Origin of the sequence: Anaerocolumna sp. AGMB13025 (assembly GCF_029689925.1) — a bacterium.
Lineage (GTDB): Bacteria > Bacillota > Clostridia > Lachnospirales > Lachnospiraceae > Anaerocolumna.
On record NZ_CP121445.1, the window covers coordinates 1815994 to 1832250 of the forward strand.

Annotated in this window: 16 protein-coding genes; 15 read left to right on the top strand and 1 reads right to left on the bottom strand. The window is 34.8% G+C overall.

The genetic code is table 11. The annotated features are described in order from the left end of the window. Positions 1-5: 5 nt before the first annotated feature. From QA584_RS07430 to QA584_RS07485, 12 genes are all read left to right on the top strand, one after another. Entirely contained in the window at positions 6-1283 is a 1278-nt protein-coding gene (locus tag QA584_RS07430) for a hypothetical protein (protein ID WP_278273881.1), read from the top strand. A 453-nt stretch (positions 1284-1736) separates the two neighbouring features. Beyond that, entirely contained in the window at positions 1737-3608 is a 1872-nt protein-coding gene (locus QA584_RS07435) for an elongation factor G (RefSeq protein ID WP_278273882.1), read from the top strand. 480 nt (positions 3609-4088) lie between these two features. Next, complete coding sequence (locus QA584_RS07440) at positions 4089-4670, top strand: TetR/AcrR family transcriptional regulator (RefSeq protein WP_278273883.1); 582 nt, start codon at positions 4089-4091, stop codon at positions 4668-4670. Positions 4671-4897: 227 nt separating this feature from the next. Continuing rightward, positions 4898-5971, top strand: a complete 1074-nt coding sequence (locus tag QA584_RS07445) for an NADH:flavin oxidoreductase (RefSeq protein WP_278273884.1) — start codon at positions 4898-4900, stop codon at positions 5969-5971. Between the two features lie 335 nt (positions 5972-6306). Beyond that, on the top strand, positions 6307-6717 hold the full coding sequence (locus QA584_RS07450) for an Rrf2 family transcriptional regulator (protein WP_278273885.1): 411 nt from the start codon (positions 6307-6309) through the stop codon (positions 6715-6717). A 14-nt stretch (positions 6718-6731) separates the two neighbouring features. After that, positions 6732-7373, top strand: coding sequence for an NAD(P)H-binding protein (locus QA584_RS07455; protein ID WP_278273886.1), 642 nt, complete (start codon positions 6732-6734; stop codon positions 7371-7373). A gap of 38 nt (positions 7374-7411) precedes the next feature. Further along, positions 7412-7960: an NADPH-dependent FMN reductase gene (locus QA584_RS07460; protein WP_278273887.1), complete on the top strand. Its 549-nt coding sequence runs from the start codon at positions 7412-7414 to the stop codon at positions 7958-7960. A 321-nt stretch (positions 7961-8281) separates the two neighbouring features. Then, on the top strand, positions 8282-8707 hold the full coding sequence (locus tag QA584_RS07465) for a hypothetical protein (protein WP_278273888.1): 426 nt from the start codon (positions 8282-8284) through the stop codon (positions 8705-8707). Positions 8708-8773: 66 nt separating this feature from the next. Further along, the gene (locus QA584_RS07470) at positions 8774-9259 is read left to right on the top strand and encodes an AAA family ATPase (protein ID WP_278273889.1); all 486 of its coding nucleotides are present in this window, start codon (positions 8774-8776) and stop codon (positions 9257-9259) included. Positions 9260-9682: 423 nt separating this feature from the next. Next, a complete protein-coding gene (locus QA584_RS07475; protein ID WP_442870347.1) occupies positions 9683-10099 on the top strand; it encodes a hypothetical protein in 417 nt (138 codons plus the stop codon). 146 nt (positions 10100-10245) lie between these two features. Continuing rightward, positions 10246-11286: a type II TA system antitoxin MqsA family protein gene (locus tag QA584_RS07480; protein ID WP_278273890.1), complete on the top strand. Its 1041-nt coding sequence runs from the start codon at positions 10246-10248 to the stop codon at positions 11284-11286. A 739-nt stretch (positions 11287-12025) separates the two neighbouring features. Next, complete coding sequence (locus QA584_RS07485; protein ID WP_278273891.1) at positions 12026-12871, top strand: hypothetical protein; 846 nt, start codon at positions 12026-12028, stop codon at positions 12869-12871. Between the two features lie 304 nt (positions 12872-13175). Here QA584_RS07485 and QA584_RS07490 read toward each other — a convergent pair whose 3' ends face one another. Continuing rightward, positions 13176-13664, bottom strand: coding sequence for a hypothetical protein (locus QA584_RS07490; protein ID WP_278273892.1), 489 nt, complete (start codon positions 13662-13664; stop codon positions 13176-13178). Positions 13665-13882: 218 nt separating this feature from the next. Here QA584_RS07490 and QA584_RS07495 point away from each other — a divergent pair, with 218 nt between their 5' ends. The 3 genes from QA584_RS07495 to QA584_RS07505 all read left to right on the top strand — a co-directional run bounded on the left by QA584_RS07495 (position 13883) and on the right by QA584_RS07505 (position 16146). Then, positions 13883-14563, top strand: coding sequence for a CPBP family intramembrane glutamic endopeptidase (locus tag QA584_RS07495; RefSeq protein WP_278273893.1), 681 nt, complete (start codon positions 13883-13885; stop codon positions 14561-14563). A 124-nt stretch (positions 14564-14687) separates the two neighbouring features. Next, positions 14688-15140: a DinB family protein gene (locus tag QA584_RS07500; RefSeq protein ID WP_278273894.1), complete on the top strand. Its 453-nt coding sequence runs from the start codon at positions 14688-14690 to the stop codon at positions 15138-15140. Between the two features lie 94 nt (positions 15141-15234). Next, positions 15235-16146: a hypothetical protein gene (locus tag QA584_RS07505; RefSeq protein ID WP_278273895.1), complete on the top strand. Its 912-nt coding sequence runs from the start codon at positions 15235-15237 to the stop codon at positions 16144-16146. Positions 16147-16257: the final 111 nt, after the last annotated feature.

Below are 16257 nucleotides of genomic sequence, written 5' to 3' on the forward strand. Positions count from 1 at the left end.
GAACAGTGTTTCATAATTTCTTTAAGAAATCCAACACCGATATAATTTCAATAAAATCATTTAATACCCATCAGTCAAACTGGGGAGGCAATGGAATTGTTTTCTATGTAAAAAACGGGAAAGGTTTATTGTCCGTAAAATATAGCTATCAAGAAAATGAAGCATTAGCCACCTTAGTTTACGGAAACACTCCCTTAATTAAATTCCAAGGAAATGACCCCTATTTCTGCCCAACCTGTGAAAAGCTTGTAGCGGCTGGATATGGATTGAACATGAGCGATCAGAAAGTAATATCTGAACTAAGGGATGTAATAAATCAAAATTTTGTTTCACTTAAAGAGTCCCTTACCAATCTGAAACCTCTTTTAGGACTTCTGCCAACTGGATATTATGCCCTTGTTGATACGGAATTGTGCCCTACAAATGGGAATGGCGAGTTCTTTTGGAAGCTCAATAATGAACCAACCTATAATAAAGCTTCCTGCCCGGTATACGGCGGAGATGGTCTATGGAGTGAGGGAATTCCAAATTATATCTTACCCACACAGCCACCAAGCCTTTATAATCCTGAACAGGCTGAGTATTATAGAAAAAATGATGGTTATAGGGCGATTGCGTATCATTTTGACGGATCCTTGTGTGCTTTGCTGGATGGACATCATAAGGCTGTAGCTGCAGCACTTGATAAGAAAAAGGTAAAATCCCTTGTTATAGTTCCTGCAAGTTCCGTTCGGGTAGCGAATAAGGAACAGAATATCAAAGGTGGAATATCAATAAACGGCATAGTGTTACAAGAAGACGAACTGCTTACACCTGTAGCGGATATTATGAAACTATGGAAAATGAATCAATTGAAACAAGATAAAGCAGAAGAGTACCTATCCTTAAAGAATGAAGATTTCGACAAGAACTATGAATGGCCTCCGGAAATACTGGAAGCAGAAGGAGTCTTTCCGGACGCATTAAGTGCTGCAAGAATAGAGTGGGCAGGAGACATATCGGATGAAAGGCTGAATCGCATAGTAAATAAGGAAGAGCCTTTATCTAATGAAGATTGCCTTAATATTGCAGCTGCGTTATATTATTCATCAAATCCAAGGTTTAAAGAAGTGATGTTTTATTTTTGCAAAAACTATGCTTATGTAACTGTTTGGTATGATATCTATGAACTTCTTGCAAAGATTAAAGATGAAGAAGTAGAGAATTTCTTTGTAGATTATCTTGTACAGGATGATAGGGATCACCCTGCTATAAAGAAGATTATTGACCAATACTTTGCATAATAGTGTGATACCAGCCAAGTGAAGGGTAAGTAAGAATAAACTTTCTGCTAACAATGATGTCGATTTACAAATAATAGTTGACAGTTCCAGGATTTTGTTGTATTTTTATTACTAGATAGAATAAAAAGGAGGCTAAAATATGCGCAAGCTTAATTTAATTGAGAACAGAATAAGTAAGATGCAATCAGCCGACCTTGGTATTCATGTAAGATCTGTTATTTAAGATAAGCAGACTAACAGATGATTCGAATTTATATTTGAACTTTAACCACAGTCGTTGACTGTGGTTTTTTGCGCTTAATTTTAGATAAGAACATGATACCCATGTCAGGCAACCCGCCCGTTCTCATAAGGGAAGCTGCTGATTACCTGTATATGAATGATGCGAAAGCAATATATCGCAAATAAAGCCTGAGTAATAAATGTTCAGGCCAGGAAAGAATGGGTGATCATATGAAAAAATTAAATATTGGTATTATGGCACATGTAGATGCAGGAAAGACAACAGTTACAGAAGGCTTCCTGTTCCACAGCGGTGTTAAAAATTCTATGGGAAATGTGGATAACGGTACAACCACGACGGATTCTATGGAACTGGAAAAACAGAGGGGAATGACCATCCGTTCTGCTACGGTATCATTTATGATTGGTGAAACGAAAATTAATCTTATTGATACACCGGGACATATGGACTTTATTGCAGAAGTAGAAAGAGCTTTGTCAGTACTTGATGGAGTAATTCTTGTTATTTCTGCGAAGGAAGGAGTCCAGCCCCAGACACGGGCTATATTTCACAAAATACAGCAGATGAAGATCCCTACTATCTTTTTTATGAATAAAATTGATCGTATGGGTGTAAATATAGATGAAGTTTATGAACAGATTAAATTGCAGCTTACAGGCAATTTCATATTGATGCAAAAAGTGATCTACGAGTATGAAGGAAATGTGCAAAGGTTTTGTCTTTCTGAAAGAAGTTATCAGGAAACGGAACTGGCAGAACAGATAACTGTTATGTCAGAAAGGCTCTTAGAGAAATATTTGAACAATGATATGATTACAAAGGAAGACTATGAACAAGTAATCCAAAGCAGAGTGAATTATGGAAAGCTTTATCCGGTTTATCATGGAACTGCGCTAAAGGATGTTGGGATTATAGAATTAATGGAGGGGGTCAGCAGCTTATTTTTGCCGAAGGATAATAAAAACACAGCACTTTCTGCTTATGTTTACAAAGTAGTGTTTGATGAACATAATCATAAGCTGATATTTATTCGTGTCTTTTCCGGTGAACTTACTTTAAGAATGCGTACAATTATTGAGAAAGATAACAGCGAGATTATAATCCGTAATTTATTTGGATGTGTAAATGGCGGAATCACACCAGTGGATAGCGTTAATGCCGGTGATGTGGCCGTTATTATGGATCAGAAAGAAATAAAATGCGGGGACTGGATTGGAGTCAGGACTAAGCTTCACAACTTTTTACAGACGGAGCCTCTGCTAAAAGTCGGGGTAAGACCGGTACCTGCCTCAAACAGGCGGGAACTCTTAGAAGCCTTGCAGATACTTGCTCTGGAAGACCCTTATCTGGACTTAAATATTGACGATGAAACAGAGGAAATTCAGTTAAAATTATTTGGTAATTTGCAGAAAGAAATATTGCAGATACTGTTAACGGAGAGATTTCATCTTAATACAGAATTTGATAGCCTAATGACGGTAAAGAAAGAGAAGCCTTTGGATAAAATTACTTGTATTGTACCCATTTTTGAACAAGGGAATCTGTTACAGGCAGGTGTTGGTCTTACCTTAGAGCCGTTAGAGGAGGGCAGTGGGTTTCAATACGAAACAAAGGTCTCTTACGGGGATTTGACCAAATCCTTTCAAAATGGTGTAAGAGAAGGAGTGGAAAAAGGCATCAAAAAAGGGATTTCCGGAGAGGTGGTGGACACCAGGGTAACTTTTATGCACTCTGATTACGACAGTGTTACCAGTACACCGGCGGATTTTAGGAGGCTGGCGGAAAAAGTAGTGTATCAGGCTTTAAGGGAAATCGGCACAATGATTATGGAGCCGGTTATGAGCTATACATTGACGGCTCCACAGGGCTACGAAAAGAAAATCATATCCGAGCTGGTACGGATGAAGGCCTCTATGGAAGCTACGGAATATACCCAATCGGAAATGATTACAAAAGGTAAAGTGACACTGGATGCCTGTAAAGACTTCGCGACACAGCTTTTTACCATAACGGAGGGAAGAGGGATGTTTGAAATCACGTTCTGGCAATACCGGAAGGTAGAAAGTGGAAAAGAAAAATAGCATAAATATAAACCTGCCTTTTGCAGTTCAGGGTAGGCAGGTTCATTTTGCTAATTGTTACTATTCGTCAAAATGTTTTGCGTTGCAGATTATGCACATAAAAAATATTAAATCGCATTTGAATAGTAGTGCTCTGAAAATTTTTAGGATTATTAAAATTATTGTCATGGGCTTATTCAATTAACCTCTTCGGATAATAGAATAAGCCCATTGTCAATCTTTGTCTTATGACTATATTTAACTGGGATAACAGAAGCTCGGATAATATTCACAAAGTTAATTTACTAATAAGTAGTATATTAATGTGTAGTAAATTCAATGAAGAAAATACTTGACCGATCGTTCTCAAAAAAGTATAATGTGTCCAGAGGGTAAAGATGAAAGAAAATATAAGAATTGAAAGGATGCCACAAAATGATTCTTTCACATTATAATCTGTGGCAGTATCGCAAGTAACTTGTGGTGCAGTGTGGTAAAAATATGGGTCGCTGTAAAGAATTTGAAGATAGTGTTGTTCTATGGAAAGCCATGGAATTATTCCTGGAACAAGGTTATGAGAAAACTTCTATGAGTGAACTGGTAGAACATATGGGAATCCATAGAAGAAGCTTATACGATACCTTCGGTGATAAACACTCGCTATTTATGAAAACATTAGATGTTTTTGGGGACTATATGCAAGAAGAATTAAAGAGGGAAGCATTAAGGGCCAAAACAGCGAAAGAATCAATCAGACTGATCTTTGATCGGGTAGTAGAAGGGATGTGGGATAACAAACAATGGGGCTGCCTGTTTGTAAACTCAGCAGCAGAGTTAGCACCAAGGGATAAGGAAGTAAAAGAAAGAGTGGAACTAGCATTTACACAAACAGAACATTTTTTTAAAGCCCTTGTTCTTAAAGGACAGCTGGCAGGAGAAATTAACTGCAGCTTAGATGCTGATATCTTATCAGAGTATTTGCACAATGCATTACTTGGAATTCGAATACTTTCCAGAAATTCTGCTGATAAGGAGAAACTGCGCAGAATTACTGAGTTCTCGTTAGCTATTCTTGATAGTTAATGTTTATTTTATGTCGTAATTAGAACGAGCATTCTCAAAAATGATCATCTTAAGAATACGATTAAAGAAATTAGTATAGTCATGTGATAGAGAAAGTTAATGATCGAAGTGATAAAGAAGCGATTAAAATCAATGAAAGAAATTAATATCGATTAATAGAAATAAAATTAATTAAAAGAAATGAAATCGATTAAAAGAAATTAAAAGAGATTAAGGAGAGCATTAGTATGAAAACATTATTTGATGAAACTCAATTATCAGGAATGAAACTTAAAAACAGATTTGTCCGTTCTGCAACCCATGACGGAATGGCAGATGCTTTAGGCCATGTGACAGAAAAGTTGATCACTCATTTTGAGGAGCTGGCAAAAGGCGGCGTAGGAACGATTATTACCGGACTGACTAACGTTACGGATCTTGAAAAAATAGTACCGGGACAAATGGCTATTTATAATGATTCCTTTATAGACGAATATCAAAAATTAACCGATACCGTGCATCAATATGACTCTAAAATTATACTTCAACTTGTCTGTAACGGTGCACAGAACCGAAGCAGGAACGAAGGCGTATTATGGGCTCCCAGCGTATTTGATAATGAACCGACGATAGCAGGGGCAACAGAAATGACAAAAGAAGATATAAAAGTAATGCAAGCTGCTTTTGTAAACGGAGCTGTCAGGGCTAAAAAAGCAGGGTTTGATGGGGTACAGCTTCATGTTGCTCATGGCTATCTGCTGAGCAGATTCCTAACTCCATACTACAACAGAAGGACGGATGAATACGGTGGAACTATTGAAAACAGAGCAAGAGTTGTTGTGGAAATCGTTGAACGTATCGTTAAGTCTGTCGGAGAAGAGTACCCGGTGCTTGCTAAAGTAAACTGTGAGGATTTTATGGAGCAGGGACTGACCTTTACCGAATGTCTTGACTTATGTAAAATGTTACAAAAAGCAGGCTTAAGTGCCGTTGAAATCAGCGGTGGTACAGCACTTTCCAGAGCTGGTGAAGGAACGATCAGAAAAGTAACTCCTGAGTCAGAACCATACTTTAAAAATTATGCCGCAGAACTCGCAGAAAATCTTTCTATTCCAGTAATATGTGTTGGTGGCATCAGAGATATTAACGGGTTAGAGGATATTGTGAACCAAACAAAAATTGAGTATCTTTCCATGTGCCGTCCTTTTATCCGTGAACCGGAACTGATTAATCGCTGGGTTAGCGGTGACAGAACGCCAGCAAAATGTATATCCTGTACCAAATGTTTTGGAGTGGAGACACAATGTATTTTTAACAAGTAGTGCGATGGAATCCTAAAGGTGCATCCCAGATTTTTATAGCATCACCGCGTTGGGCATGGTGGATACTCTCAGACGGAATAAATTAAAATTCACCTTTATACCGGCGAGTATCGCTACCAGTCCAAATCTGCTGATGTTCTAATATATGAAAAATGAAAAAATGAATAGTGGTAATTTTGGGGCGTAAAAATTCTTAACTTTTACGCCTTTTTTAAATCATTCAAGCGTAATCTTATCATGTTTTTAAAAAAATTTTCTAAAATATGTTGTATGCATAATAAAGTACTTGACAACTTCCGTATTTGTAACTATAATTGTTACAAAAGGAGTTGCTTATGTATTCAACGAAACTGTCGGTTAGTATTCATATTTTAAGTGTAATTGCATTGACGGAGGTTAAACCCGTTACCTCTGAGTATATTGCTTCCAGTATTAACACCAATCCGGTGCTGGTTCGGCGTCTGATGAGCCGTTTGAAGAATGCGAAGCTGATTGAGACCAGCACTAAGCTTGGTGTCACAGGGCTTTCAAGAAAAGAAGAGGATATTACACTTCTTGATATATTACTTGCTGTAGAGGATCATCCACAGATGTTTGGTATACATGACAATACCAACCAGCAATGTCCCGTTGGGGCAAATATTGAAGAAACTTTAAAACATGTATACGGTAATATTCAAAAATCCATAGAAAAAGAGCTGTCAGTCATTACGCTGGCAGAAATCACAAAGGAATTTATTCCATAGTAAGGAGGTATAGTATGAAACTTGCAATCATCGGTGCTACCGGTATGGCCGGTACCGCCCTTTACAAAGAGAGTATATCACGGGGACATGAAGTTACAGCAATCGTGCGAAATAGAGAGAAAGCCGTTTCCTTGCTGGGCAGCAGTGTAAACGTGATCGATAAAGATGTATTTGATTTATCAAAAGCAGATCTTGATAGTTTTGATGTCATCATCAATGCTTTTGCAACTACCCCGGATAAAGCATATTTACATTTAGACTTAGCTGCAAAGCTAATTACTATGTTCAGAGAAACTAATAACCCGCGGTTATTCTTTATTCTTGGCGCAGCCAGTCTGCTGGACAAAGAGGATAAGCTGTTTTTGGATACCTTAAAAACCGCTCCGGAAGTTGCTTCTTGGATTTCTATTCCTATTGAAGCCTATAAAACTCTTAACTTCCTGCGCAGTATCGAAAATGTTAACTGGGTTGGGGTATCTCCTTCGGCAGAGTTTGTTGCCGGAGAGGCAACGGTTCCTGTTTTAGGTAAGGATCATCTGCTGACCTCTGCAACAGGCAAATCCCTTGTAACAAGCGGAACAATGGCAGTCGCAATTTTAAATGAAATAGAAAATCCACGGTTTATCCGTACAAGATTTACAGTATGTAATCAGTAATTATCACAAAAAAAATAAAAAATTGGAGGTATGTTATTATGAGTAAAATAATAGGTATTATAAATGGTAGTTTAAGAAAGAATTCTTTTTCCGGAAGTATTGCTGAGTATGTGAAGAATCATGCACCAGAAGATTTCGAATTTAAATTGATTGATATCAGCGGACTTCCTCTTTACAATCAGGACTATGACGGTGCAGATCCTGAAGCATATACGGTATTCCGCAATGAAATACAGGCTTTGGATGGTTTCCTCTTCATCACACCGGAACATAACCGTTCCATACCTGCAGCTCTAAAGAATGCCCTTGATGTAGCTTCCAGACCTTATGGCAAAAATGTATGGAGCGGCAAACCGGCTGCCATTATCAGTCAGTCTCCTGGCGGAATCGGCGGCTTTGGTGCAAATCATCACCTGCGTCAGGTACTTGCTTTTTTAAATGTTCTTACACTTGCCCAGCCGGAAGCATATATTGGCGCTTACCACACCTTAATTGATGAGACCGGTGCGTTAAGCAATGCGGGTACAAAAGAGTTTATAGACAGCTTTTTAAGTGCTTTTGCTACCTGGGTAGAAAAGAATTCCTAAATTCTTACTAAAATATTGTATAGAAAACAACTCAATATATAATAATGGATGCCAATGTGAAGCAGGTTTTATCTTCACATTGGCATTTCTATTGAGTATAGGCGAATTTTTGATCTGGTTTTTGTTGTTGTTACAAAATTGGAGTGTTATAATGAAGTAATGAACGAAGAGTTGGGATTGTTAAAAGTTTTGGCAGATTACGTTCTTCATTTATCGGAGAATATGTGGGTGAATTACGCCTCATCCTATGTCCAGCTGTATTAACAGACCCCCAATACTTTAAGCTATAAATGATATAATAATACTACAAGGAGAAGAAAAATGAATATGGTAGAACAGGGTAGGAAAGTTTTAAATGGAGTAGCATTGGCGTTAGTTCTGATTAATGTAATTTCAGTTATTAGTGTAATGGCTTATGGGTCGGCAGAAGGGGGATCAACGAGCGTAATTCAAGGATTAGTGCGGTTAGCATTTATCGGAGCACTCCTTTATTTCCTGTACGCAGGCAATAAGGTGGCAAAATGGTTGCTTGTAATTTATGCCTTATTTAATGGATTAGCTGGAACTTTAGCATTATTATCGGTATTTAATTTGGTTTTGCTGGCGGTAGATATTATTTGCATTGCCATTGGCATAGTACTTATAACATCAAAGCCTGTGGATAGCTACATGAGATTTAAACGTGGAGAATTACAGGGAGAAGATCATGATTTCGAAACGGAGAACTCAGATGGGACAGGATTTTAACATATAAATATTAAATGGAGTGACTCCATGATATTCTATGTCACCCTAATATATGGAGGTGATTCTTTGGGTAAAGTCATTTTAATATGCGGCAAAATCGGTTCTGGCAAAACCACTTATGCAAATAAACTTGCAAAGCAGTTAAATGCTGTAAATATCAGCCAAGATGAGCTTATGCTTGGTTTGTTTGGGGCAGAGTTGTATGATAATGAGCCGAAAAAATATGAAGAATATTGCGCAAAAGTTGAAGATTATGTAAAGCTGAAAGCGGGCGAAGCAGCAAAAGCAGGGGCAATTGTCATATGTGAAAATGGATTCTGGTCACGTTCAGAACGTGATGAACTCCGTCAGTTTTACGCGGATATGGGAGTTGAGTGTGAATTACATTATATTGATATATCGGAAAAACAAAGGTTGCAGAATATTAAAGACCGCAACGAAGAGATACAACAAGGAAAGTTACATTTTTATTTAACCGATGATAATGATATAAACCACTTTTTTGAGATACCCGATGATTGGGAAGTGGATATGAGAGTGAAAATCGGATAATGCCTAAAAATTATGAGCATTCCCTTCTATAGTCGATAATAACAAGGTTACAGGGAAAAAGGTTCCTTGAGGGGTATGTGAATTCTTGTAAATGGTGCGATACGACAAAGGTACATTCCATGGTCTACAATTGTAAAACAGCTACGATGAAAACATTCGACAATCTTTTTGATATGGATTGTTATTATTACTTGATTACGATAAGGACTCAGAGAATTTTTGCTGAGTTCTTTTTTTACGATATTTTGTGGTAGTTCTCTTGTAAAACGAACAGGTGTCTTTAATTTAATTTAGAATTATTGGAAATGGGTAATTTTAAGTGCAAATTATTATAATAATATTATGGAACAATCAATTGACATTGACTACTATCAAATGATAGTGTATAATATATGTAGATAGTAAATAATAAGATAGTATTAGTTGGAGGTGTCAGATATAAAAATAAAAATAAGTTCCTCAGAAAAAGATGTCCTAAAATTTATAAATGATTTATTTACAGTTATAAACAATGAACATTTTATTATCGAAAAGAATTTAGTTTTTATAAGCAAGAAAAAATATGGAGAAGAAGAGAAATATTCAACACCTTATACATTGGCAGATTTAGATTATGATTCATCAGATGTATTAGAAAGGGTAAAAGAATTAACCGTAAAAGATTATTCAGAAACTTTGTATGATAGAGACGATGATAACCCACCACTGTTGTTTGTATTTGGTAAAAATATTAATGGAAAAGAGATTTACATAAAACTTAAAGTAAGAGATGAAAAAAATAAAGTCATATGTCTGTCATTTCACTATGCAGAGTATTCGATGCAACACCCGTACAGATAGAAGAAATTACTTTAGGTAATTTTATGTTTTAAAAGTATACTGTAAATAATACAGTTGATAGTAAATAAAAATTGGAAGGAATGGACATTTGAGAACATAAAGCATGAATCAGTGTTAGCAAATGCCTATTAAAAGGAGGAGCGACAATGCAAGATTATTTAGTAAGGAGAATCTTGATGGATTGCCCATTGTGTGAGAAAGAGCATGAAATCGAAGAGAGAAAAAGAATATCTGCTATAACAATTAAAGGAGAAGAAGTAGAATACGAAGAATGTTATTATTTTTGTAATCATATGAAAGACGAAGATGAAAATGAATTTGTTCCTGCCAAAATATTAGATGAAAATATGAAAAATGCAAGAAACGCATATAAAGTAAAAAAGGGACTGCTAACTTCTGAAGAAATCATAAAAGTTAGAGAACAATATGGGCTATCTCAAAGTGATTTATCCAATTTACTCGGATGGGGAGAAGTAACAATTTCAAGATATGAAAGTAAAGCAATTCAAGATGAAGCGTATGATAATATTTTAAGACTTATAAGTGACAATCCCATGAAGACATATGAATATCTAAATAAAAATAAAGATAAATTTAGTGAATCCAAGTTTTTGATAATAAAAGATAAAATAAATAAGAATTTATTACAATATGGTAAAGAATATTTAAAACGCCAAATATTAGAGAGTGAATACTTAAATTATATAGAACCATCCGATTTTAATGGTTATAAAACATTAGATATTGATAAACTAGAAAGTATTGTTTCATATTTTGCAAAAAGAATTAATAATTTATATAAGGTTAAACTTATGAAAATGTTGTGGTATTCTGATGCATTGAGCTATAAATTACAAGGTAAAGCTATGACGGGTCTGGTATATTGTCATGAAGATTTGGGGGCTTTACCCAAAGGACATTATAAGATTTTGGAATTAGAAAATATAAATGTACAAAAAGAAGAAGATTATGATAATACAAGATACCATATTCTCCCTAACAATAATATTGATTTTTCTTTTATAGATGCACATGAAATGGATATACTAGACCAAATTATAAATAAATTTAGAAATTACAAGGCAAGTGATATAGTTGATTACATGCATCATGAAATAGCATATCTGGAAACTATAGATGGTCAAGAAATTCCTTTTAGCTTAGCTAAGGAAATAAAAGATTTTTGATAATTTGTTTGAACTGTATTACAAAATTTAGGGCAGGAGCTTTTCCTGCCTTAATTTAAATGTTTGGAAAAAGAGTATTCTAAGTGAAATTTGAGAATTTTTCCTTTTTGTGTATAACATTTGAGTAAGTCGGTTACAGAATGGCTACCGCCCTTGAATATACTGGTATTGTAGGACTTGATGGTCGGGTTCAGCAACACACTGATCACCAGTTCAAATCTGGTTGTCGTCTATCTTAGAATGGTCTCTAAACCTTTAGAATAAGGTTTAGAGATTTTTTTAATTTAAAAACAGGTGCTATTTAGTATAAACCGTTTTTGGTTCAAAAAGGTGCTGCATACGGAGAAAATAATAACTAGATATCTTAGGCTAAAATGAGAGTTGCCTTTTCCTTTTAAGATAGCATTTACATGTAAAAAAACATGTAATATTTAGTAAAACGTTAAACAAATGATAAGAAAAAATTAAGAATTAGTTGTTATAATATTCCATAATAATTATAGTATTAGAAAAACCTTTAAGTGAGTAACATTAGCTAATGTTCCATTAGGAACAATTTTAACATTAGGATGATTCCTTATTAAGCGTAACTGTAAACTGCATAGATTGAGAGACGAGATAAAATATCAATACGTTAGGAACCTTGCAGATAAATAGATACCCGTTCATATATGCCACAAAAATATTAAGTCAGTAACGTATTAACTAGGATATAAATTTATTGTACGAGGAGTTTATTATGTTTAGGAAAAAGCAAATAATATGTATGGTAATAGTTCTGTCACTACTATCTGGTGTTGCGAATAGTTCGAAGGTAAGTGCGTCTGCGCCGACGCCGACACAGTTTAAAGAATTGGATTTAGAAACGGTATACAATGAGGATTTGGATAGCGATGGAAAATACGAAAAGGTAATTTGTAAGCAAATAGATGTGAAAAACGATGAAACTAAGAAAACATTAACCGTATATATTAATGATAAAGTTGTATTTGAGAAAACATTGAAATGCCAGTATTATACTGTCAGTCTGGCGGATATAGACGTCGATGACAATGTTCAGGATCTTTTTATTACTACAAGAGATTACAGTGCCATCTGCTTGAAAACCTTTTATCTACAATATAGAGATTCCAAACTTAAATTAAATCAAACGATAGAAAGGAAAGATGGTCCTAAGTACTTAAATATGGCGACTTATTTTTTTGATCATGTATCCGATAATGCATCATTTGAGCTGATAGCAAATAGGCCCATTGGAGATGTAATAGGTGATTATGAATGCTTTATACCTTATAAATTAATCAATCGTAAGATTGTGGCGGTAAAAACGAATACGTATAACCTAACGCCTTATTCCAAAAAATATGTGTATAGGGTAAAAAAGGAATATGTGACATACAAATCTCTTAAGAAAGGTGCAGCTATTGCATTTGAGTTAAATTCGGGAGATAAGGTAAGAGCCGATAAAATATATGTTTCAAACAAAGGAAAATGTTATATTAGAATCATCAATAGTAAAAATGTGAAGGGGTGGATTGACGGTTCACAGGATGATTTATTTGTAAAAGTTCCTATTTGGGACTGATCGGAAACGTATAAATAGATTAGCTAAATGGCCCCCCTTTCTTCTGGTGAAGTTCAAATAGTTCAAAACAGGTTGTCGCATCTAAGAGAAAAATGCTCTAATACTTAATTAAAAAAGTATTGGGGCATTTTCGATGTCTATAAAAACCTTAAGTAAAGGTTATTTAGAACATTTTTAGACTAAAAATTGTTCAACTAAATTGTCGTCAAAATAAATATTATTCACACGAATCCCCATGCATATCGCAAGCCCGCTTACGATACTGCTTAAATAGAAATGATAAAAATGCAACGCATTTTTCAATCTATTCAATCTCATTGTTCTTATTTTTCTGTAAAACAAAATATAAACCAAGTAATATCCTTACCAGATTTATTATCATTGGTATAATGAATGAAGCCAAAATACTACGTATATAGACTTCTTTAAATGTAGATGCTGTTTGATGATTTGCTTGGATGAATAATAAAAGGCTTGGGGCTCTAGATGATATAATTACTAATCCTTCAAATGCTAATAAGAGACCTAATGTTGACCGTATTGTTTCATTATGTATAAACGATGGATTATACTTTCCTTCTACTTTCTTTAAATAAATGCTTAATCCTAATATAATTAATATCACAACAATAAACCATAACATATTGCTCTTAAAAAAATAAACAATACTGTCTTTGTTTACTCCCATGGATACGAATGAACCAAGGTTCTCCAGCAGAGTAAATATACTGGTAAGGACGACAAATAACAATGCTATTTGTAAAGGTATTTTCATTTCTTTATCAAAATTCATACTTAACCCCCTAATATATAATTTGGTAATATAATACGCCAAAATTAAATGAATAACAATACCATTACCTAACAGAGCCCAATGTTTAATTCTTTACAGAATATTGGGTAATTAATCTATTACTGTCTCTAAAGGCATGGGAAATAAATTGATGTAAAAGTAATATTGTGGTAGGATGAGATGGAAAGACAATCAGAATTTGAAGGGGGATATAGTCTATGAACTCAAAACAGAAGCGTCCTATTTCTGTAATACTATCATCATTGTTTGGATTTATTCTTTTTTGGTCATTAGTTACAGATGCATGGGGATATAGTGATTTAATTTTTTCTGATAATAATTTAAACATGGGTAAATATATATATGGCTATATAAGCAGAATTATTTGGTTTTTTCCTGCAATTTTATTAATCATAAAATTCAATAACAGTCTATTTTGGCAATGGAAAACATTGATATCAAGGCCAAAGATAGGTAAATTTTTCATAATAACTTTAAGTGCTATGACTATTTATTGTTTCACTGATATGTTTGCTATACATAAGGGATTTTACTTTAATGAAAGAAATCTTAGTTTAGTGGTTATTAAATTTGTTATTGTTGGAATCGTGGAGGAAACAGTATTTCGTGGATGGGGATATAATGCTTTACGCAGTGCAACGTCTAATATAAATGCAATACTATTATCTTCTTTTATGTTTGCCGCTGTACATTGGCCAGCCTATATAATAAAATACTTTTTTTATGGGAATTTTGATTTCGTCGGTTTAATCGGCCAGAGTATTACTGCATTTGCTTTAGGAATTGTATTTTGCATTTTGTTAAAAGAAGGTAAGTCTATATGGTGTCCTATTTTTGCACATAGCTTTTACGATTTGCTTTGCTCTTTGATACTTTAATCAAGCACGAATTACAATTTAATACTGAATCACTTTTGGGAGGTTACAATCAATAAAAAATCATGAAATAAAAGAGAATATACTATTTCAGCTAGAAATGTGCTGGCAACTTTATCTTTATCATATGGACAATATTGAGGAACCAGAGGCACTATGGGCATTCAGCCCCACAGGGCTGCAGGTGCGCAAGCAAGAAGATGGGTGGGGTATAGATTGGCCTGAAACCGAAAGTTATAAGATAGGTCCGGCCAGTATTGCCTGGATTTTGTGGCATATAATATATTGGTGGAGTACCGCAATAGATTATAATTTTGGTGATGGTGTATTAAAAAAAGAAGATATTCATTGGCCGGGAAGTGTTGAAAAAGCAAAAACAGCAATAAGCTTACTACACGATAAATGGGTATCAAAATTAAACGATTTGCCGGATGAAGATTTTCAATTAAAACAGTATGCAAAATGGCCATTAGTAGATAGGAGCTTTGCTGATATTGCACTATGGTTAAACGCAGAATTAATGAAAAATGCATCGGAGATAGGTTATGGGCGATTTTTATATGCAGCCCGTATAAAATAAGAATACTGGCAAATTCTGATTGAGCTATGAATTATTTATCTTTGATGGAGGTGATACTTTAGGTAAGTAGCCCTCCTAAAACTTGGAGGAAATTATGGTAAATGTTAAATTGGATAGTGTTTACTTTAGTTTAAAAGAAGAACACAATTTTTCATGGCTTAAATCATTTGGCAAAGTTTTTGCTGTTTTTGCCCAAAACGATTCTGGAAATTTAAGTTTTGGTGTAGATAATGGTGAAGAAAAGCATTTCATTAAGGTGGCAGGATTAAAAACAACTGAATCCGTACGGACGCAGCAAGAAGCAATATCTGCTTTAAAAGCGGCAATGTCTATATACGAGGTTATCAATCATAAAAATTTGATTAAACTAGTTAAGCATTATTCCCTTGGAGAGATTTATGTTGCTGTATTTAAGTGGACTGACGGTGATTGCTTATTCGATTATTGGAATTTTGAAAAATATAAAAAAAATCCACATGTTCTACCCCCTGCAAAGCGTTTCAAGCAACTATCGATTTCCAAGCGAACGGAATCAGCAGATGTGTTATTTTCATTTTTGGATACCGTTTCTAAAAGCGAATATGTTGCAGTAGACTTTTATGACGGTAGCATAATGTATGATTTTTCACGGGATACTACCACAATTTGTGATATCGACTTCTTTAGGAAAAAGCCAACACTCAATAATATGGGTGAAGATTACTGGGGGACAAAGAGGTTAAAAGCACCTGAAGAATATGTTTATGGTGCTGTTATTGATGAAATTACAAATGTTTTTACACTTGGAGCGTTACTATTTGACAGCTTTTTCGGTAATTATACAAATGCTGAAGTAAGACTGAGATATGAAATGAACGCATTTACTCCTTGTTCTTTTGAAAAATGGGAATTAAGTAAAGCGTGCTATGATGTTGCACTAAAATCTGTCGCTGTAGAAAGGTCTGAACGGTATGCCTCGATAAACGAATTTTATACCGCTTGGAATGAAGCCTTATTCGCCAAATAAGCATAGTACGAAGCGGACAAATTCCAATTTAATATGGTACAACCTGAGGCGTAAGAGTTTTTACTCTTACGCCTTTTCTAAATCATTCAATCGTAATCTTACCATGTTTTT